At 43.4% G+C, this 20,620-nt stretch carries 13 protein-coding genes; 7 read left to right on the top strand and 6 right to left on the bottom strand.

Annotated elements, in window-relative coordinates:
• Nucleotides 1-12: 12 nt before the first annotated feature.
• Complete coding sequence (locus ACYX4W_RS15145) at nucleotides 13-879, bottom strand: type 1 glutamine amidotransferase domain-containing protein (RefSeq protein WP_476073714.1); 867 nt, start codon at nucleotides 877-879, stop codon at nucleotides 13-15.
• A 109-nt stretch (nucleotides 880-988) separates the two neighbouring features.
• Here ACYX4W_RS15145 and ACYX4W_RS15140 point away from each other — a divergent pair, with 109 nt between their 5' ends.
• Nucleotides 989-1,897, top strand: a complete 909-nt coding sequence (locus ACYX4W_RS15140; protein ID WP_474806142.1) for a LysR family transcriptional regulator — start codon at nucleotides 989-991, stop codon at nucleotides 1,895-1,897.
• Nucleotides 1,898-1,972: 75 nt separating this feature from the next.
• Here ACYX4W_RS15140 and ACYX4W_RS15135 read toward each other — a convergent pair whose 3' ends face one another.
• A complete protein-coding gene (locus tag ACYX4W_RS15135; protein ID WP_474806144.1) occupies nucleotides 1,973-2,377 on the bottom strand; it encodes a type 2 periplasmic-binding domain-containing protein in 405 nt (134 codons plus the stop codon).
• 168 nt (nucleotides 2,378-2,545) lie between these two features.
• Here ACYX4W_RS15135 and ACYX4W_RS15130 point away from each other — a divergent pair, with 168 nt between their 5' ends.
• The 5 genes from ACYX4W_RS15130 (at nucleotide 2,546) to ACYX4W_RS15110 (ending at nucleotide 11,055) form a co-directional block, all read left to right on the top strand.
• Nucleotides 2,546-2,797, top strand: coding sequence for a hypothetical protein (locus tag ACYX4W_RS15130; RefSeq protein WP_476073713.1), 252 nt, complete (start codon nucleotides 2,546-2,548; stop codon nucleotides 2,795-2,797).
• A 239-nt stretch (nucleotides 2,798-3,036) separates the two neighbouring features.
• Nucleotides 3,037-4,956, top strand: a complete 1,920-nt coding sequence (locus tag ACYX4W_RS15125; RefSeq protein ID WP_476073712.1) for a methyl-accepting chemotaxis protein — start codon at nucleotides 3,037-3,039, stop codon at nucleotides 4,954-4,956.
• A gap of 417 nt (nucleotides 4,957-5,373) precedes the next feature.
• Nucleotides 5,374-9,417: an ExeM/NucH family extracellular endonuclease gene (locus tag ACYX4W_RS15120; protein ID WP_476075483.1), complete on the top strand. Its 4,044-nt coding sequence runs from the start codon at nucleotides 5,374-5,376 to the stop codon at nucleotides 9,415-9,417.
• A 16-nt stretch (nucleotides 9,418-9,433) separates the two neighbouring features.
• Nucleotides 9,434-10,051, top strand: coding sequence for a cohesin domain-containing protein (locus ACYX4W_RS15115; RefSeq protein WP_476073711.1), 618 nt, complete (start codon nucleotides 9,434-9,436; stop codon nucleotides 10,049-10,051).
• Between the two features lie 116 nt (nucleotides 10,052-10,167).
• Nucleotides 10,168-11,055, top strand: a complete 888-nt coding sequence (locus ACYX4W_RS15110) for a WYL domain-containing protein (RefSeq protein ID WP_476073710.1) — start codon at nucleotides 10,168-10,170, stop codon at nucleotides 11,053-11,055.
• A 64-nt stretch (nucleotides 11,056-11,119) separates the two neighbouring features.
• Here the strand turns inward: ACYX4W_RS15110 and ACYX4W_RS15105 are convergent, their stop codons facing one another.
• The 4 genes from ACYX4W_RS15105 to ACYX4W_RS15090 all read right to left on the bottom strand — a co-directional run bounded on the left by ACYX4W_RS15105 (nucleotide 11,120) and on the right by ACYX4W_RS15090 (nucleotide 17,238).
• Nucleotides 11,120-13,243 (bottom strand): response regulator, encoded by a 2,124-nt coding sequence (locus ACYX4W_RS15105; RefSeq protein ID WP_476073709.1) that lies wholly within the window; start codon nucleotides 13,241-13,243, stop codon nucleotides 11,120-11,122.
• A gap of 89 nt (nucleotides 13,244-13,332) precedes the next feature.
• Complete coding sequence (locus ACYX4W_RS15100; RefSeq protein ID WP_476073708.1) at nucleotides 13,333-14,523, bottom strand: pectinesterase family protein; 1,191 nt, start codon at nucleotides 14,521-14,523, stop codon at nucleotides 13,333-13,335.
• A gap of 10 nt (nucleotides 14,524-14,533) precedes the next feature.
• Entirely contained in the window at nucleotides 14,534-16,000 is a 1,467-nt protein-coding gene (locus tag ACYX4W_RS15095) for a glycoside hydrolase family 28 protein (RefSeq protein ID WP_476073707.1), read from the bottom strand.
• A 32-nt stretch (nucleotides 16,001-16,032) separates the two neighbouring features.
• Nucleotides 16,033-17,238: a glycoside hydrolase family 88/105 protein gene (locus ACYX4W_RS15090; protein ID WP_476073706.1), complete on the bottom strand. Its 1,206-nt coding sequence runs from the start codon at nucleotides 17,236-17,238 to the stop codon at nucleotides 16,033-16,035.
• 678 nt (nucleotides 17,239-17,916) lie between these two features.
• On the opposite strand from ACYX4W_RS15090, the gene ACYX4W_RS15085 reads away from it, so the two are divergent.
• On the top strand, nucleotides 17,917-20,616 hold the full coding sequence (locus ACYX4W_RS15085) for a TonB-dependent receptor (RefSeq protein WP_476056393.1): 2,700 nt from the start codon (nucleotides 17,917-17,919) through the stop codon (nucleotides 20,614-20,616).
• Nucleotides 20,617-20,620: the final 4 nt, after the last annotated feature.

The following is a 20,620-nucleotide window of genomic DNA, read 5'->3' as shown; positions in this document are numbered from 1 at the left end:
TGTTGCCTGTCCTTAATTAGTTTGTGAATTTAGCTGTTGTAATAGCTTCTCAGCTAGCAGTTCGTCAGAGAATGGGTTTTGGCCAGTAATAAGTTCACGGTCTACTACTACATTTGGCGCCCACATTTCTTTGTATTCCATATTTCCACCCGCTTGCGCCATGGCATCTGCTGGGTAGTATAATAGCTTTGCATCATCTAAAGTGCTTTCAAAATACTCTTCTTCTGGTGTAGAGAAGATTGTCACTTTGTAGCCTTCATAAATCCAATTGTCAGATGTGGCTTGCTCGTCTGTTTTCAATGCCAGCTCAAATGCCTTTGGGTTAGATTGCCCAGAAAGTAAGGCGATTGGGCCATGGCAAATTGCGGCAGTGGGTTTTCCTTCATTGTGAAAGTGAGACAAAATCTCGCCCACTTGAGGGTTGTTTGCTAAATCGATAAGCGGAGCATGCCCACCGGGGATAAATACACCCTCAAACTCATCAAGCCCTTTTGCAATAACTTCATTTAACGACAATGTGTCATTAATTCCATCTATTGATGCAACAAATGTTTGAATATCTCGCATTTGTGATTCGCCGCCATCAAAGTACTGTGGAATAACAGACTTTTTATCTACCGCTGGCGCATTACCTTTAGGTGTTGCCAATACCAGCTTGTAACCCGCATCTACCAAAGCCTTAGCTGGCACGCCAAACTCGTTGAGGTAGTAACCGGTAGGTTCGGTTTTTCCTTCAGCAAGCTGCATTACATTTTCACTTGAAAGTAGAACAAGCACTTCGCCTTTACTGGCTTTTGCTGACTCAGCGTCTGCAGCGTACGCTGACTGTGATAACCCTGCGATGATGGCAAGTGATAGAATTGATGATGATGTTTTCATGTGCAATTCCTGTCGCATTTGAAAGTGCGTGCATCTTAGAGTTATTGGTTTAAAAGCAGAAGTCAGATAAATTATGATGAGTCATCAAAAATCTGATGGGTGGAAAATCATGTCTTACCTAACACAGTTAAAAACCTTTGTAGAAGTTTATCGAAGCGGCAACATCACACGTGCAGCATCGCGGCTTCATATGTCGCAGCCTGCAGTGACTTCACATATTCAGGCAATGGAGCATATTGTCGGTAAAGAGTTGTTTGTACGCAAAGCTCGGGGCGTTGAACCTACCGCAATTGCCGATGATTTAGCGCTACAAGTAGCCAGTCACATAGATACACTAGAACAAAAAGTAGCATCTATTCGAAGTCGCGCATCTACCGACCACGGTACCTTGCACTTAGCCGGCCCAGCAGAGTATTTAAGCTTTGTTGCGGGCCCTGCGTTGGCCAATTTACTTCAAGCAGATAAAGTAAATTTAGTAATCCATACAGGTAATAAAAATAACACTTATCAACTGTTAGAAGACGACGTCGCTGAACTTGCCATCACCGCATCTGAGCCCACAGACGCCACGTATGAATATCAGATGTTGGACAAAGAGCGTTTAATTTTAGTGATGAACCGGGTTCAAGGTAAATTAATTGGCGATAAAGAGATTACGGCGTCATTATTGAATCAACACAAGGTAGTAAGCTATGACGAGCAACTACCGCTTATTCGCCGATATTTTTCAGAAGTGTTTAATGCACCATGCGAGTCACCTGTAGCCGCAATATGTCCAGATATTCGTGCGATAAGCAGCATTATTAAAGCAGGGATAGGCTATTCCGTGTTACCTGATTACCTTTGTAAAGAAGCCATCGCTAAAGGTGAGCTTATTCCGCTTGGAAGGAGTGGGCCTGAAAACGAGATTTACTTGGTATGGAAGAAAGGTGCGCTGCGACATCCTAGAGTAGACTTTGCGAAAGACGTGATAATGGCATTTGCCAATATTAATTATCTAGCCAGTTACCCAGACTAACTTGGAGATACACAGTGCGACACGCAGAAATGTGTGTCGCACTGTGACTAAAATAAGCTTTTTATAGGGGGCAGTTTAAAACGTGCCAACAACCTTTACTTGGTCGTCAACTTTGCTCTCATCGATAAATCCAATTGTATTTGGATTTGTCGCAACTAATTTCAACATTTCATCTTCCGATGCAATCATCTCAGGTGGTGTACCGCGACCAGTAAAAACTAGTTTCGACCAAAATGCAGAATATTGTGATTCCGATTTTCCTAACACACTGTTATTAAAAGCATCTCTCGCTGCATTGCCTTGCTCGAACGTGAGTGGAATGGCGCGGTTGCCATCTGGAAATGCTTTCACTTTTCCCAGGTAAATCTTTTTCACTGTGTCGATATCTATACCTGAATTGTTGTTAGCATTTACAATTACAGCAGTGCCCGCATAAAGTGGTGCCGATAAAATTAAAAACAGGGCTGCAATTATCTTCATTGGTATTACCTTTAGTCCTTTCTCTTTCAGCTAAATTGCTACGTTAATAAACTGCAGAGACATTATTGTGAAAGGGCACATCACCCTCTTTGAAGTATAACCAAGATTTGTGATTTGTCGCACTTCAACAAAAGGTGAAATTTACAATATAAGGAGAGAAAAAACGTTATGGCAAAACCCAATGCAAAAGGGCCGGTGAAAACCGTTCAGATCTTTTGCGCCAAATGTAGATTCCCACTACTTAAATACCGAAAAGGTGGCAAGGGAGCTTTGGTGAAATGCTTTAAAGAGCGGATTGTTGAAGACTACACTAATAAAGAGGGAGTCTGCCCATCATGTAATGTTCAGTTTGCCAGAAATACAATGATTCGGGGAACTCCCGCGCTTAAAATAGTGGGCGGTAAAGTGCATATGAAGTGACATTTTGAGATTGTGACAAGGTTTCAAGAAAGGTGTCGTAACGCACAAATAAAGTCATTATTTTTGTTTTTGCGGAAATTTTGAAAAATTAATCATTTGGGCAATTTGCACTGACACAAAAATTGCCTAGATTTATAAAATAACTCGTGAGCCCGCTAAAACGAAAAGGCAAGCGTGTATGGTATGGATTAAAAGTCAAAGGAGTGAGTTATTACCTAACTGTTAACCTGAGATGTTGCATGTCCATTCAAAGAAAATTTCTGTTCTCGGTTTCTGCAGTCATTGCCTTGTTCGCACTGATTGTAGCAATTATCACTGTGGTCACCACCTCGTCGTCTATTTCTGAGCTTGTTAAAGAGCAGAAGAAAAACACTGCCGACCGCTTAGTCAACATTCTAACTGTGACCGACGCCATTATGCTTGAGCGAGTGAAAAGCAGTATGGCGCTACTGAAGCAGCGAGGAGAAGCCTTAGGTGCTCCCAATCAAGGTGACTACATCAATGTAAAAGCAACACAGGCACTAGAGCTAAGGCTAGGGAATGTTCCGCAAGCAAACGATTTTGAGTTAGTTGATGGGTTGACCAGCGTAATGGGAGGTACAGCAACGCTTTTCAGTAAAACCGGTGATGACTATATCCGAGTGAGTACAAACGTCATTAAAAATGGTGAACGAGCAATAGGCACTAAGTTAGCACCGTCGGGCAAAGCGATTCAGAAAATAAATAAACAGCAAGCTTACTATGGTGCAGTGGATATTCTAGGTAGCCCCTACCTGACAGGTTATGAACCTATGTTTGACGCCAGCGGACAAGTGGTAGGTATATGGTATGTGGGATATTCTGCAGACCTTCATGTTTTAGAGCAAGCGATAAAGCAAAGTCATGTTTTAGAGGATGGATTCGTAGCGCTACGAGATGCAAAGGGTAACATTCGCATGCATTCATCGCATGTTACCGATGCAAACGTAACCCAAGCCTTGAATCAAAATGAAAATTGGATTGTAGAAGTGGTGCCTTTTTCTAAATGGGGCTATGACATCATATTAGCTGCGTCAGCTTCCGAGAAAGCAGCGATGGTTAGCAGTTCGGTGATAACTGTAGTGCTTAAAATTGTGCTGGCCAGCGCGGGGATTTTACTCACTGTTTGGTTATTGGTGAAATATATCGTTGGAAAACCACTCGATGAGTTTATTGGTGTGGTTAATAACCTTTCAACCGGTGAAGGAGATCTTACCTTTCGCTTTGAGGCAAGCCGCAGTGACGAGTTTGGTACCATGGCTAAAGCCTTCAATGGTTTACTTACTCAACTACAACAAACACTTCAAAGCGTGGATGAAGCCACAGATAATATGTTGGCAAAATCAGAAGCGCTAAATACTACTGCAATGAGTTCTAAGGAAACCGTTTCGAAGCTTAGTCAAGAAACCGAATCCATCGACAACGCGATCACGTTGATGCAGCAAAACGCACAAAGTGTTTCTACTACTATAAGAAGCTCGAGTGACGCAGCTAGTGCTGCTGATTCGGATACAAGAAACAGCGTGACCGTTTTATCTGAAACTATCAAAGATATCCAATCGCAAGCGAATGACGTCGACGCATCAGTGCAAGTAATCAATGAACTAGCACAGGCCAGCGAGGAAATCAGTGGCGTTATGGAAGTCATTAGAAACATTGCAGAGCAAACCAATCTGCTTGCACTCAACGCGGCAATTGAAGCGGCCAGAGCAGGCGAACAGGGGCGGGGCTTCGCTGTGGTTGCAGATGAAGTGCGTTCACTAGCTAGTCGTACGCAGGCTTCAACGGAAGAGATCCGCATTATGATAGAAAGGTTACAGCAAGGAAGCCGTATTGCTTCTGAAAAAATGCAACTAAACAAAGAAACCGCGTTTAAGACCGTGGAAACCACTAAGCACGCAGGTGAGTCGTTAAACCAAGCGCTAGAGGCTGTCGCTAGAATCACTGCGCTGAACGAGGATGCCGCTAATTTGGCAGAAGGACAAACTTCAGTTGCTGCCGATGTAAACAGAGGGGTGAGCAGTATCCAGCAGGTAGGCCAAGCCAATACAGACTACGCTAAAGAGGTCGTTGATAATTGTGAAGCACTAGTGCAGCAAATAAAGACCATGCAAATGCAATTGCGCCGCTATCGGTTCTAAATTCCCATTCGAGGGAAAAACCATTATTCAGTGAAAAAGCTGTAAAAACTGTTTTCCTGCAAATCCGTAAGCGACAAAGAGGCATCATTAATCAAAGTAAGTGAGTGCGTCTAATGTCCATCACAGAACTAAAGAGTGCTTTATAGGTGCTCTTTTTTTGTGCATTTAAATTGTAACATACGCAAGATTACAGCATGGAAATGTTTCAAAACTGAAACAACTTAGTAATGTTACAAATCAGCTTTTCCTGTACCAAAGTTCAGTCGAGTTAATGAATAAGTAAACTTATTTTAAAGCTGTAACTTGTTGATATATATAGCGTGTGACGTTTATATTATTATTTTCATTAAGTGCTTGCTGCGCATACGTATGTATAAGAATTTATACCTTCCTTATACAAATAAAGCGGAAAGCAAAATGGTTAATGAGGGTAACACACAAAAGTATAAGCTGAGTAAATCAGCGAAAGTTGTCAACGCGTTGTTGGCAGGGGCATTGTCACTGGGCGTAGTATCACTAAATGCATCGGCCGACACGGTTTGGCAGGAAGATTTTGAATCCAGTGAATTGCAAGGAAAGGGCGCAACTGGTTCTAATCCCGGTGGGGCCGTTCTAAGCCTTGAAGGCGTAGAGCGTTGGTCAATTGACGTTTCCAAAGGCGCATTAACTGCAACTTCAGATTGGTTTCGTGTAGAAAATGGCGCTATGCAAGCCCGCGATGTGGATGGCGAAGTGGTTTGGTTGAGTGAATCAATCGATATCGCTAGTGCTGGTGAAGTCACAATTAATGCAGCACTTTCTCAAAGTGGAACGTTTGAAGCGTCAGACTACATCGATATATTTTACTCACTGGATGGCGGCGCGTTTGAGCTTATAACACTTACCGAAGGGGCATCGAATACCGTAGAAGATGACTTCGATAGTGCTACGGTAAATGAGACAATTGGCAGCGGAAGCTCGTTAGTATTAAAAGTAGCTATGGCTAATAATGCCGGTACTGAATACCTGAATTTAGACAGTATTTCAGTGAGCGGCTCAGATGCCACCGATGGTGGTGACAACGGCGATGGCGGCAATAACCCCGATAACGGTGGTGAACCTTCGAACGAACTTCTTTTCTTAAGCGGTACTTGCTTTAACTGCCCAGATTTAGAAGCAATTAATTTAGCGAGTGATTTTGTAGCATCGGACTACTATGCCGCTTTAGATGCCGCTATTGCTAACGGCGATAGTGCACAAACACTGAAAGAAACAGCGCACAACATCATTGAAAACGGTCATCGCACATTATCATACTCTGAGGTGTGGACGGCGCTTACCTATACTGATGAAGACCCTTCAAATACTGACAATGTTATCCTGTTTTATAAGGGGATATCACAAGGTAAGTTTACCAACGGAAGCGGTAGCCAAAGCTCTAACCAAGAAAATTGGAACCGCGAACATGTTTGGGCAAAAAGCCACGGTTTTTCAAGTACAAGCTTAACTGCATACAGCGATATTCTTCATCTGCGTCCCACAGATATTTCGGTTAATAGCTCTCGTGGCAATTTAGATTTTGACTTCAGCGATAGCGCACTTGCCGAAGCGCCTGAAAACCGTGTTGATAACGATTCTTTCGAGCCGCGCGATGCAGTGAAGGGTGACGTAGCTCGCTCTATGCTTTATATGGATGTGCGTTACGACGGTAACACCGCAGGTGATACCGAAGAAGATTTAGTATTGTTAAACCGCTTAACGTCTACCGACGAAGCTGCATTTGGTAAGCTTTGTGTGCTGCTTCAGTGGCACGAGAGCGATCCAGTCGATGAATTTGAGCGCCGCCGTAACGAGCGTGTGTTTGAATTCCAAGGGAACCGTAACCCGTTTATTGATAAGCCTGAACTTGCTTCACTTATTTATAACGACAACTGCGACGGTACAGGTGGTGATACCGGCGGTGACACAGGCGGAGACACAGGCGGTGACACAGGTGGTGATACCGGTGGTGACACAGGCGGTGATACTGGTGGTGACACAGGCGGCGATACTGGTGGTGATACTGGGCCGTCAACCAATAGCGTTTACATCTCAGAGTACATTGAGGGTGGTAGCTATAACAAAGCGATAGAGCTTTTCAATAGCTCGACTCAACCTGTGAGCTTGTCTGGTTACGAGTTAGTTTTACTTTCAAACGGTGATACTGCCGATGCCGACCGTAAAGTACTGGCGCTTGAGGGTGAAATTCCTGCAGGTGGCGTAGCAACATTCGCTCACGCCCAAGCTGATGCTTTACTTACAACTGGTTCTACACTCAGCAGTTTCGTAATGAATTTCAACGGCGACGATTACGTTGAGCTTGTCTACAACGGTCAAGTTGTAGATGCATTGGGTACTTTTGGCGTTAAGACTAATTGGGGCAAAGACGTCACATTAGTACGTAAGAGTACAGTGACTGGCGGAAACCCAAACCGAAACCCTGCTTTTACCACTGATGAATGGGATAGCTTTGCAAAAGATACGCTAAGTAATTTTGGTTCTCACAACGGTTCAGTAAGTGAGCCAACCGACCCGACGGACCCTACAGACCCAACAGATCCAATTGCTGAAGTAGTACTTATCAGCGCAATTCAAGGCGACAGTGAAGAATCAGCGCTTGTCGGCACGGATGTGATTGTTGAAGCAGTAGTCACCAAAGTTGTACCTGCCATGAGCGGTTTCTTTGTTCAGGAAGAAGCAAGTGATTCAGACGATAACCCGGCAACTTCTGAAGGTGTGTTCGTTTACGCAGGCTCATTTAACCTGCCAGAAGCAGGGGATGCGGTGCGTTTGCAAGGTACAGTAGGCGAGCGCTTTGGTGTAACCCAATTAACCCTGTCTGCAGAACTCGAGGTTACGGGTGTAGGTAGTAATGTGCTTTACACACCTGTTGCTATGCCATTTAGCCTTGATACTGATTTAGAAGCACTAGAGGGCATGCATATTAGTTTTGAGCAAACCCTTAAAGTTTCTGATATCTACAATCTTGGGCGTTATGGTCAGTTCAACGTGTCTTCAGAACGCTTATTCATTCCTACTAATCAGTTTGTAGCGGGTTCACAAGATGCGTTGGCACTAGCCGAAATCAATGCACGAAATACCTTATTGGTTGATGACGGAGAAACATCACAGAATTTGGATGATATTCCTTTCCCTGTAGGTGGATTATCGCACAACAACCCTCTACGTTTGGGCAACAGTATCGAAGCTTTGGAAGGTGTTTTACATTACGCCTTTGGTGCTTACAACCTTATTCCTGTTGGTGATATTCAAACCGTAGGCACTAACCCACGAATTGCTGCACCACAGCTCAATGCTATCGGTGATGTAAAAGTGGCTAGCTTTAATGTGCTTAACTACTTCAATGGCCCGGAATTCCCCACATCTCGTGGCGCAGATTCAGTTGCTGAATTCGAGCGTCAGAAAGCGAAAACCATTGCAGCTATTGTAGCGATGAATGCTGACGTACTTGGCCTTGTTGAAATTGAAAACGATGGTTACAGCAGTGAATCGGCGATTGCGACATTGGTTGACAGCGTTAACGCTGAACTCGGCAGCGATGAGTACAGCTATGTTGCATTAGAGTCTCAACTAGGCGGTGATGAAATTGCTGTAGGTATTATCTATAAACCAGCAGTAGTTTCGCTACAGGGTAACCCTGTGACTTCATCTGACGCGCCATTTGACTATGGCAACCGTCAACCTTTACTACAAAGTTTTAGCGTGAACAGTAATGGCGAAGACTTTACCCTAGCGATAAACCACTTTAAGTCAAAAGGAAGTTGTGGGGACGCGACAGGCAACAACGCTGATTTAGGTGACGGTCAAGGGTGTTGGAACGAACTTCGTACCCAAGCAGCACAAGGCCTAATTTCTCTTGTTGAACAAAACAGTGATGTCTTGTCTGACCGCGTTGTCGTAATGGGTGATTTGAATGCCTATGCGAAAGAGGAACCTATCCTTGCGCTTGAAGAGGCTGGCTACAGTAACTTGGTTAACTTCTTTGATGGAGACAGCGCTTATTCGTATAGCTTCGGCGGCGAAGTAGGTTACTTAGATCACGCTTTATCAAGCCCTTCATTAACTGAATATGTGGTAGATGCAACGGTATGGCACATTAATGCCGATGAACCTCGCGTGTTCGACTATAACGTTGAATATAAGACTGAAACCCAGCTTTCTAGTTACTACGGCGCTGATGCTTATCGCTCGTCTGATCACGACCCAGTAGTGGTAGTGCTTAACTTCCCAGAAGAAGTAACAGTTGGAGATTTTGATGGTGATAACGATGTGGATTACAACGATATCATTGCTTTCTATCAACTGTTTTTACAAGGGCAAGCGACGGGTGAAAACTACGATTTTAACGGCGACGGCCAGATTAGCTTCTTCGATATTCAGGCATTAATGGCGATGTGTACACGCGCTAACTGTGCAATTTAATTTTAGGAAAATAACAATGAAAAAGTTCTTTTTACTATTAATGGCTGCCGCTACTTTCAATGCAAATGCAGCAATAATTAGTTTGACGACAGATAAAGAGATTTATAATGTCGGTGATACAGTGACCGTTACAGTAAGTATTTCAGGCTTATTCAATAATGGCGTACAGACTCTCATGTCTGGCTATGATACAGCATTTAGCTTTGATAATAGTGTATTGCAATTTATTGATAATAGTATTGAAAGCCTTATGCCGTTTGGTACTCAAGTAATACCGACGTTCCCAGGAGGGCCTACTTTTGCGCCTGAGTTATTTTTGGCAAGGTTTGAAGGTACAGCTCTTTTTGCTGAGTCAATCGGCGGATTAGGTGCAACAGCTCCGCAGCAGGGGCAAAATGAAATTAGCCTTTATCGCGCGCAGTTTTTAGCTACTTCTTTCGGCAGCGATATATCGCCATTTACATTTCTGCAAAATCAATTTGTAGACCCTGCAGTAGGTCCACTTTCACCTGAAACGGCTATGCCAGAAACCGCAAGCTTCACCATCGCTCAAGTACCCGCACCAGGTACCTTTGCGCTATCGCTACTGGCGTTAGGTGGTATGTTTTTCGCTCGCAAGCGTGCGAAATCATAAACCTTAAACGCTAAACGTTTAAGCCCAGACAAGTGCTGGGCTTTTTTTATGTCTTTTGCTATTTACATGCGGCTTTAAATGAACCACACTGAATAAAAATACAATAAGCGCGCACCATGTTAGAAACCATTTCTTTTTCTCAACGCCAACGACTGGCGTATATCGACTTCTGCCTTTTGTTTAAAGGGGCCATTCATCGCCAAGATTTAATCAATCGGTTTGAAGTGGGTTTATCGGCCGGCTCTCGTGACTTTACGCTGTATAAAGAACTTGCGCCTGATAACTTAATTTATGACCCGAGGGAAAAACGTTATTTTCAAACAGAAAGCTTCGTTCCGGTTTTTGAACACGATGCAAAACGTACCTTGGTAAAGCTTGCTAACGATATATCGGACGGTTTCGATGCTATTGGCGATGTACATTTCCCCGTAGAAAGTGCGTCTTCGCTGAACGTACCTGATATTTTTGTGGTGGCGAAAGTAGTACAAGCCATAGTAAACAAAAAGGCGATGAGCGTTATTTACACATCGCTGTCTAGTGGCAGTGGCGCACGAGAACTGGTTCCGCATAGTATTGTTGATAATGGCCAGCGCTGGCATGTGCGAGCGTTCGACAGAAAATCTCAAAGCTTTCGCGATTTTGTGCTTACAAGAATTAGTAAGGTAACGGTTAAAACCGAACCTGAAACTCATGAATGCATTGAGCAGGATGAAGAGTGGGGAAGGCTTATCTCACTTGAAATTGTGCCCCACCCGAAGAATATTAAATATTCTACTGCGATAGAGTTCGACTACGCTATGGAAGAAGGCGTGTTGACGTTAGAAGTGCGCGCAGCCATGGCAGGGTATTTGTTAAGGCGTTGGAATGTTGACTGTACAAAGCATGCCAGTTTACGCACCGGTGAATACCAGCTTTGGCTTAGAAATCAGCAGAGTTTGGCAGACACTGACAACCTTGCTATTGCCCCAGGCTATGTAGGCGAGCAAGAAGCTTATACCGCTTAGAGACCGTTTATTTTCGTTAATATTGATGTTTGGTAAACCTAGCCCATAAGTACAAGCGTCTTTATTAACTGATGTATCTTTTAATCGTAGCGAGTAGGGTGTCTTTATCCAATGGTTTCGCTAAGAAATCATCCATGCCCGCATCTAAGCACTCTTCTTTATCTTCTGCAAATGCATTTGCGGTCAGTGCGATTATAGGAGTGTTAGTTTCCAGTGTTTTTCTCAAAATAATTGAGGCTTCAATACCGCCCATAATCGGCATGTTACAATCCATAAGTATCAGGTCGAAGTTGTGTCGTTTACATATTTCAACGGCATCTTGGCCGTTCTTAACATGCAGATATTTGTATCCTTCAGTTTGCAATATAGCTTTGACAATCTCAGCATTAATTTCGTTATCTTCAGCCAATAGTATCCGTTTCTTTTTATTGAGTTCTTGAATCTCTTGGCGGCTAACAGGCTTTGTTTCAATCAACTTACTTAAATCATTTTCCAGTTCACGTCGGTTGATTGGTTTTGCATGAGTCTTCCAAATACTTTCGAGTATTTCGTGTTCGTCTTCCAATCTTTCTAGCTCAGCCGAAATTAATATTACTTTAGGAAATTTGGGCGGTTTTAAATTTTTAAGATGATGAAGTAAATCTACGCCGCTCATTCCTGGCATAGAAAGGTCAAGAATTATGACATCAAAATTAAACGGTTTGTCATCTAAAAATGCTTTCGCACTTTCATAGCTACAGGGCTTAATCGACATAGACGCAACGATGTGCTCAAAGTATTCGCGACTGGTTTGTAGGTCGTCAATGATTGCACAACGCAAGTTAACGCTAGGCACAATATCGATTTCTGGGAGCTGTGCTTCTCTTGTCAGCATTGTGAAAGTAAATGTACTGCCTTGACCTGAGAATGAGACCACATTTATGTCGCCACCCATTAAGTTAGCTAGCTGTTTTGCGATACTTAGCCCTAGCCCTGTGCCACCAAATTCTCGTGTTGTAGATTGGTCAGCTTGTTCAAATTTTTTAAAAATGTTCTCTAGCTTAGAAGAGGGAATGCCAATGCCTGTATCGATAACATCAAAGATAAGGCGATTGCCATTTTCATGTTTAGCGTGTGTCACTTTTAGCGTTACCGAGCCTTCGGCCGTAAACTTAATCGCGTTGCTTAGCAGGTTGTGTAAGATTTGCGCTATTCGCGTTATATCACCTTGAATAACATGGGGAAGATTAGCGTCTTTTAAATAGTGAAATTCGAGCCCTTTACGCTGGCAATAAACCCGTTGTAACGACACCACATCGTCTAGTATTTGTAATAAATCAACAGGGGCTTGTTCTATCTTGATTTTGCCAGCCTCTATCTTAGATATGTCGAGAATGTCGTTAATCAAAACTAATAGCTGCCGGCCGGCTGTTTTAGCCTTTTTTAAGTACAAGTTACTTTTTTCCGGATTATCGATCGCCAGCTCTATCATGCCAAATAAACCATTCATAGGCGTACGTAACTCATGGCTCATGCTTGAAAGGAATTCTGATTTTGCTTTACTGGCTTTCTCGGCTTTTTCTGCGGCATTTTGTGCTAATTCTTTCGAGTGCTCTAGCGCGTTAATAGAGCGTTTAACCTGACGCTCCATAGGAAAGAAAATAAGCGCGGCTTCTATAACCAGTAGAGCAAGTGCTGCAAGCCACAGGTACATTTCAATAGTAAGGACGGTATCTACACGTGATGTTGCGTCCTGTTCGAATTGGTTCACAACATTGTCTAGCTGCTGTAGAAGCGACGTAAGCTCTTCAACCGGCATAAGAGAAGTCGTTTCGCAACGTGCATTTGTTAACAAGGTCTCAGCTCTATCGACGAAGTTTTTAACTTTTGCATCTAGCTGTCCTTGCTGAAAATAAGTACTAAAGATTTGAATTGGCAGATGTTCTAAAGAGGTAAGATACTTATGATTTTGTTCAAATTTAGCAAGGTCTTGTTGTAAGTAGCCTAATTCTTGGCTGTTTCCACACAATGTCGATGAAGTTGCCAGCATCGCTATGCGTTGCGACAGCATACGCTGCTGGCCTGCAATATTGATAATTTCACCATCTTGCTTTTGTTCTTTAATTAACCCTGAAAGAATTAAAAAAGACAAGGTAATCAGCGACGCTGTTAGCGCTAAAGCAACAATATATCGAAAACGTATGGACATAAGGTAAAGAAATGCACAGTGGTAACTAAAAGATAATAGATGCCAAGTGGTTACGCAATGTGCTGAGCAAATTACTTTTTTAAGTGACCCTATTCATCATCGCTTGGAAAATCGTTTGGCACCCAGCCACGCAATACCGCGTCCTTAGTGTAAAACTCTGCTTCTTTATCGTTTAGAAAATGGGAGTCAATTGCAGGTGATGCGGCTTCTTTAGGTGCACCATCTCCAAAAGATTGGTATTCGGAAAACCGTGCTTCTGTGTGGGGACTAAATGGTCTCTTTGTACCTTTTGGTGTAGTCCCTCCCATAGTAGTCCATCGAGTTGGAGTAATATGAGTGTCCATATAGGTATTAATAAAGGTCGCTTTGCCTACAGCGAAAGGGTTTGCATAACGGCCATCTGAAAAGGTGGTTGTTGGGTGCCAAGGCCTTCCTAGTGCCACGCTTTCATCTGGAACATCGTTTTCTCTTTCAAGCCTACAGTTATTGAAAGTAAGTCCATATGGGCGCTGTAAATGGGTGCTTGGGGCGGTTATGTAGCCCGTAAGTCCTTCGCTGTCACCACCTGAATGACGTGCTCGTGAGACAATTGAAACGCTCTCAAAAAATGCTGTGCCCTCACCAAAAATGAAGTCAATATGACCTGCTATTGTTCCGCCTTCAATCAAAGCGCGGTCACCTTTTAAATAGAGGGTGTCTTGATAACCCCAGAGTGCCACATTTTTAAGGTAAGTGCGATCTGAGTTCACATCGGTTTTAAGCGCTACTGCCTGCGTACCTGATAACCGAGTAGGGTCATCTTTTGCTTTGACCTCGTTACCGGGATAATCAAAGTCATTGGCGATTGTAATATTTTCGATAGTGATGTTATCACCTAAAATCTCTACCGTGGCAGTACGGCGGGTTCCCCATTTTTCTTCAGAGTTCTCTGCGACCTTTTGACCTGCATATCGATTGAAAACGACAGTCGTTGTTTCTTGCGACTGGCCTACCAAGTGGACATTATCAGCGTTAATGACGACACGTTCTCGATAGATGCCTTCGCTTATAAAAACGGTCCACACTTTGTCTTTTTGTGGCTCGTGAGATTCGATATAAGCAACAGCTTCGGACACAGAGTTAAAACGAGGTAACGATTCATTAGTCAAGTTACTGTCATGTGATTTAGCTACTACTACATCAGTAGTTACTGGCATCGCCGCGCTCAATTCACTGAAAATGATGCCTGTTAGCAACACAAAGGCTAAACTAAGACTGACACGTGCTTTATTAAATTCCATAGTATTTATTCTACAACCCACGCTCGTTAAACGGTTGATTATTAATAAACACATTATTTATAGAAAGGTGCGCCACATTTTCGATAACAGCATCTTTGAGCGCACGTTTTATCGTTATGTTATTTAACGTCAAGCCGGAAATGGGCGTATGGTCATACCCGCGAAGTACAAAGGCTCGGTTAGCAGAAGCAACGTTCAAGTTCTCTATGGTGATATCTTCTAACAGAGGAGGGAAGTTGCCTGCATCACCTTCTTCGTAAAAGAAATTCACGACAACGGCGTCTTTCACCGTCCCAATATCGATATTGCGATAGTTTAGATTTTTCAGGTGCCCACCCCGAATACTGTTGGTTTTAATTCTAATGCCGCGGTCTAAATCAGGGCTACTCATGGTGCAATACTGTGCATAGAGATTCTCTACACCGCCGGATATCTCACTGCCTATTACAACACCGCCATGCCCCGCCTTCATCTCGCAATGTTCTATGACAATATTACTGCAGGGAACATTGACCCTTCTGCCGTCTGCATTACGTCCAGATTTAATGGCAATACAATCGTCTCCTGTATCAAACGTACAGTTAGATATAAGTACGTTTGTGCAGCTTTCGGGGTCGCACCCGTCCGAATTTGGGCCGAAACTTTTACAGTACACATCGTTTACGGTGACGTTTTTGCAAAGCACAGGGTTAACCAGCCAAAATGGAGAACGCAGAATGGTAATGCCCTCAATAAGTACATTTTCACAGCGGTAAGGTTGTATAAACGGAGGGCGCAGGTAGTTATTTTCAAAAACGCGATCACTAACGGGTGTCCCATTTTCTACCATTTGCTGAAGCGTATCTCTGGTGTATTTTTGGTTTTCAACCGGATCATCACCCCATGTTGAAGCCTTCCACTTACCTTTCCATGGCCACCAATTGTCTTTCGCCGCGCTACCGTCAAGCGTACCCTTGCCGGTAATTGCGATATTACTTTGCTCAAAAGCATAAATAAGAGGGGAGTAACCTATCAACTCCATACCTTCCCAGCGAGTAAAAACGTATGGTTTGTAATCATCAGGGTTTGTAGAAAATCGAATTGTTGCGCCTGCGTCAATATGCAAGTTTATATTCGACTGTAAGTGAATTGGGCCGCTGCATAGCCAGTCGCCTTTTGGCACAACCACTTTGCCACCACCTTGGCGTGCGACTTGGTCGATAGCTGCATGTAACGCTTGCTTAAAGTCACTGCCATTTTCATTTGAAAAGTCGGTAACATTAGCTTCGCGCTTTGCAAAGGTGGGGCGCTTTATCATCCCTTTAATAAGGTTTGCTTCAGCGTCCCACTGGCGTTGCGTCCTTCCTGTTTCGGTCACACTTGCACATCCGGATAGAAATGTAGGAACACTTACAGCCATCCCAGAAGCTGCTACAGTGGTGGCGAGACCGGACTTTAAAAAATGTCGTCTAGTGCTCATTGACTTAGGTTGGGCCATCATAGACTCCTTGCATTACGATATAGTGCTTTCTACTTATTTAGGTAGTGTGCGGCCAGAATAAATGGGCCTACACCTTTCGCGTCGTTTGCTCTGATTGGCTCACTCATGTAGTAGTCGAATGAACCATCTCTATATGGATTTCCACCAAGACCAGCAACAGCGCAAACTTGTTCAAGGCTGATAACGTTAGTTTCTGGATTAACCGAAATCATTTGATCAAGGAGTCCTGCAAACCCTTTTTCTGCATGAGCTTTGTATTCCTTAGAAAGAAACTTAAGGCTTGCACCTTTAGCCATAGCGTAGGTCAACATTGCTGTACCTGATGCTTCAAGGTAGTTTCCTTCACGGCTTCCCAAGTCAGTAACCTGATACCAGGTGCCTGAATTATGTTGATAGGTAAGCGTAGCGTCGATAAACGCTTTAAAGCGCGCTTTTAGCCACGGTGTTTTTGGGTGCTCTGCAGGAACAACTTCTAGCACATCCACCATTGCCATAGCATACCAACCTAGCGAACGTGACCAGTGATGTTGAGAAAGACCTGTTTCTTTATCAGCCCACTTTTGCTTTTTAGATGCGTCCCAGCCATGCAAGGGGAGGCCTGTTTTTTCGTCGTAAAGGTGCTCTTCAATGAGTTCAAATTGCAAAAATACGTCGTCTAGCTCTTTCATATCGCCGTACTTAATAATGTATTCAGCGTAGAAGGGAGCCCCCATGTATAGGCCATCAAGCCACATTTGGTCTGGATAGCGTTTCTTGTGCCAAAAACCGCCTTGCTCTGTACGCGGGTGGTCAGTGAGTTGAGTTCTTAAAAGATCGGCTGCCTTTTTGTATTTAGGGTTGCCAGTTTCTTCATAAAGAAAAAATAACACCTTACCCGGGTTAACCATATCAATATTGAACTTGTTGATATCGTATGTCTTAATACTTCCGTCATCTTGAACCAGCATGTCGTAGTAGCCTTTTACATAAGACAGAAGGCGAGGATCTTTAGTATCTTGATACACTTCTGTTATCGCGAGAAGGTTGAGACCATGAACGTAGTCCCATTGTGGCGTCTCGTCCCAATCGATTTGCCAAGCTCCAGGAAAGCGCACCATTTCAGACTCTATCATTCTCATAGACCACGATTGCGTGTTATCAAGAGGCATTTTCACCCAATCATTTGCATCAGCAGCCGAAGAAACAAACGCCGTGCAAGCTATAACGGAAGCGGCGCGTAGAATACCTTTTAGCATAACAAACCCTTATTTTTATAACATTGTAAATACACTCTGTGCTACCGGTAGCATAATGATTTTTATTTGCCTGCATGTCAACGAAATTATTTATATTTTTTAACTTTTATTTTACGTCAAGTAAAAGCTGTAAGTTTTAACTAAGTATATGTATATAAGAGATTAAATTTAATTTTTTCTCTTCATTTGGCTTAGGTCTAGATTGCCTTTTGCGATCAATATTATCTTCTGAACTTATACATATAATAAATTTTTTCAATAAAATAGTTGCCACCGGTAGCATATCTAATTAGGATGTAAATCAAATGTAAAGCTTGAGTGTTTTTTCGGGGTTTACATTATTGCCGAAGGGAAGTTTTTGCGTTGATAAAAAATAGAGCTGTACCCTGCAATGCTTCTTATTCATGGTTTTGGTGGTTACAAAACCACTGTAGAGAATTAATTAGAATTGACGCGTTTTCGCTTCCTTAACAGCCAAAGCGTGCTATTGGTTAATATAGATTATTGGCGGCAATGACCTCCAAAATGTTATCCGGTGGCATAAAGGGAAGTGAAATGGTTAAATACGGTAAATGTTGAATTTGTGTTAATTTGAAAGGTCCACACGCGTTTCAGAAGCATTTTCACTTTTTCTTAGTATGTGCGTCGCTTATAAATATAAAAACCGGAGAAACAACAATGTTACCAAAGAAAAAGCAACTCGCTGTTCTTGTTACGCTAGCGTTGTCAGGCGCACATATTCATGCACAAGAAGCCACAGACGAACAAGCCAGTGAAACCGAAGCGCAAAATATGGAGGTCATAGAGGTATCTGGCTTTCGTGGATCACTTAATAAATCACTGATGGAAAAGCGAACATCAGTTAACAGTAAAGAATCAATTGTTGCGCAAGACATTGGTAAATTCCCGGACTTAAATATTGCAGAGTCTATTCAGCGCGTTCCAGGCGTAGCGATTTCTCGTGAGGGTGGAGAAGGCCGTCAAATTACCTTGCGCGGTTTAAGCCCATCATTTACCCGTACAACACTTAATGGCATGGAAGTACCAGCAAGTACAGATGGAACAGATTCAGGCGGTGGCGTAAACGGTGGACGTGGCTTTGATTTTAATATTTTCGCTTCTGAACTGTTTAATCGTGTAGATATTCAGAAGTCGCCTACAGCTTCAATGGAAGAAGGCGGTATTGCAGGTACCGTTGATTTGTACTCCGCAAAACCGTTCGATTATGACGGCTTTAAATTCGTATCGTCCCTTCAAGGTGGCTATAACAGCATTACTGAAGAGACCGATCCTCGCGCAGCTTTCATGATCAGTAACCGTTTCGCTGACGACAAGGTGGGCGTGCTTTTCTCGGCCGCTTTCTCAGAGCGCACAGTAAGGCAAGAAGGCTTCGGTACCGTTCGTTGGACAACACCGGTTCGTGATGGCGGCGGTATTTTTGCAGACACGTCTGATACTGTGGTGAACGGCGCGCCAGACGTGGGTAATTGCGAGTTTCAAGGCGAATCTGTTGATCCCATCAACTGCTTGTGGACGCCACGCCTTCCACGACCTGATTACTTTGGTAATGACCAAGAGCGTACCGGTTTTACGGGTTCTATCCAGTGGGCTGCCACTGATAATTTCACTTTAACCTTAGACGGTTTGGTATCTAAACTAGATAACACCCGTACTATGTACAATTTCTTCCATATGTTTAGAAGTACGTTTTCAGAGATTACACCCACTTCTATTACAGTACATCCTAATGGCAAACAGGTTCTAGCCGGAAGTTACGACGGTATCAAGTCACGTATAGAGAGTCGTTTGCAGGAATCAACCACTGACTTTAGTCAATTTGTGATTTCTGGCGAGTGGTTTATTGGTGAAAATATTAAATTAGATATGATGGCCGGCACTGCAGAATCTGATGCTCGTTCAGAGCAGTATCGTTACAACATGACGCTGTTAGAAGAAACCAGCTACGGTTTTGATTTTAGTAATAACATTAACGCTCCGCAGCTCACTTACGGTTATGACGTTAACGATGCAAGTAACTATAATCTTTCAGATGGTCGTTTACGCGCTACTGATGTATTGCGCGAAAACGATACGGTTAAGTTTGATGCCACTTACCTTGGCGACGAAGTAACTATCAAGGCGGGCTTCGCCTACAACGACCGCGTAGTAACCTACAGTGAAGAGCAAATTAATGGCTTCCCAGATCAAGATTCGGCGGTCGGCTTTGCTGAAATGATGCCGGTAGACGATTTCGGTAGTGGCTTTGATGGTCCTCTAGACCCATTTCTTGTTGCTGACTTTGACGCAATAAATAGTCAGCTTCTAGACGTAGTTTGGACACCGCGCTCTGCACAAAGCTGGCAAGTAGGCGAAGAAACTTCTGCTGCTTATATTGAGATGGACACGAGTTATGAGATTGGCGATATGCTGCTTCGCGCTAACTACGGTGTACGCTATGTGAAAACAACCACCACCTCTGAAGGCTTTATTCAAGGCGAAACGGTACAAATTGAAAATGACTACAATAACTTTTTGCCGGCAGTTAACTTAGCACTTGAGGCCACTGATGACGTTGTTGTACGCCTTGGTCTAACCCAGTCAATGACGCGCCCAAGCCTGAACTCATTAAACCCTGGTAACCCTAGCTTTGATTATATTAACGGCTCGGTAAGCGTGGGTAACCCGTTCCTTGACCCGTTCACTTCAGACAACGTAGATTTTGGTGTTGAATGGTATTTCGACGACGAAGCGCTACTGGCAGCAACCGTGTTCTACAAAGACATTGATAACTGGATTGTTCGCGCATCTGAAGAGCGTCTAGTTGATAGTGCCTACTACGACTTTATCGATAACGATGCACAGTTTGACCCTGTAATTGCGCTAGACCCTCGTACTATTCCATACGAGCATAGTAGCCCAATCAACGCTGAGGACAGAAGTGTAAGCGGTTATGAGCTTATTTATCAGCAGCCGTTAAGTTTCTTACCAGGCCTGTTCGAAAACATGGGTATTGTGTCGAACTACACTCACGTTAACGCAGACGACATCGAAGGTATGAGTGAAACATCGTACAACTTTACGGTGTATTACGAAACAGACCAATACGGCGCGCGTGTGTCAGTTAACAAACGTGACGATTACCTGACAGACTTTACTGGCAGCAATGGTAACGTTGCACACGGCACGACAGGGCCAACGCAGGTAGATTTCTCGTCATTTTATAACGTAAACGACGAACTCACGTTAACCTTTGAAGTAATTAACCTAACTGACGAGTACGAGCGTTTGTTTACCACGGGTGATGGCTCATTGGATTTGGTACGTGAATACAACCATACGGGCCGTCAGTTCTTCTTGGGCGCGCGTTATACTATGTAAAATA

The organism is Alteromonas sp. ABH4_454 (genome assembly GCF_056311775.1).
The sequence above is the reverse complement of the archived record's forward strand: the minus strand, read 5'-3'. Positions and strand labels throughout refer to the sequence as shown.

Bases quoted from the DNA above. Each gene is read 5' to 3' on its own strand.
- ACYX4W_RS15130 (WP_476073713.1), top strand. From the start codon at position 2,546: ATGGCAAAACCCAATGCAAAAGGGCCGGTGAAAACCGTTCAGATCTTT.
- ACYX4W_RS15110 (WP_476073710.1), top strand. From the start codon at position 10,168: ATGTTAGAAACCATTTCTTTTTCTCAACGCCAACGACTGGCGTATATC.
- ACYX4W_RS15125 (WP_476073712.1), top strand. From the start codon at position 3,037: ATGTCCATTCAAAGAAAATTTCTGTTCTCGGTTTCTGCAGTCATTGCC.
- ACYX4W_RS15115 (WP_476073711.1), top strand. From the start codon at position 9,434: ATGAAAAAGTTCTTTTTACTATTAATGGCTGCCGCTACTTTCAATGCA.
- ACYX4W_RS15120 (WP_476075483.1), top strand. From the start codon at position 5,374: ATGGTTAATGAGGGTAACACACAAAAGTATAAGCTGAGTAAATCAGCG.
- ACYX4W_RS15085 (WP_476056393.1), top strand. From the start codon at position 17,917: ATGTTACCAAAGAAAAAGCAACTCGCTGTTCTTGTTACGCTAGCGTTG.
- ACYX4W_RS15100 (WP_476073708.1), bottom strand. From the start codon at position 14,523: ATGGAATTTAATAAAGCACGTGTCAGTCTTAGTTTAGCCTTTGTGTTG.
- ACYX4W_RS15135 (WP_474806144.1), bottom strand. From the start codon at position 2,377: ATGAAGATAATTGCAGCCCTGTTTTTAATTTTATCGGCACCACTTTAT.
- ACYX4W_RS15145 (WP_476073714.1), bottom strand. From the start codon at position 879: ATGAAAACATCATCATCAATTCTATCACTTGCCATCATCGCAGGGTTA.
- ACYX4W_RS15140 (WP_474806142.1), top strand. From the start codon at position 989: ATGTCTTACCTAACACAGTTAAAAACCTTTGTAGAAGTTTATCGAAGC.
- ACYX4W_RS15090 (WP_476073706.1), bottom strand. From the start codon at position 17,238: ATGCTAAAAGGTATTCTACGCGCCGCTTCCGTTATAGCTTGCACGGCG.
- ACYX4W_RS15105 (WP_476073709.1), bottom strand. From the start codon at position 13,243: ATGTCCATACGTTTTCGATATATTGTTGCTTTAGCGCTAACAGCGTCG.
- ACYX4W_RS15095 (WP_476073707.1), bottom strand. From the start codon at position 16,000: ATGGCCCAACCTAAGTCAATGAGCACTAGACGACATTTTTTAAAGTCC.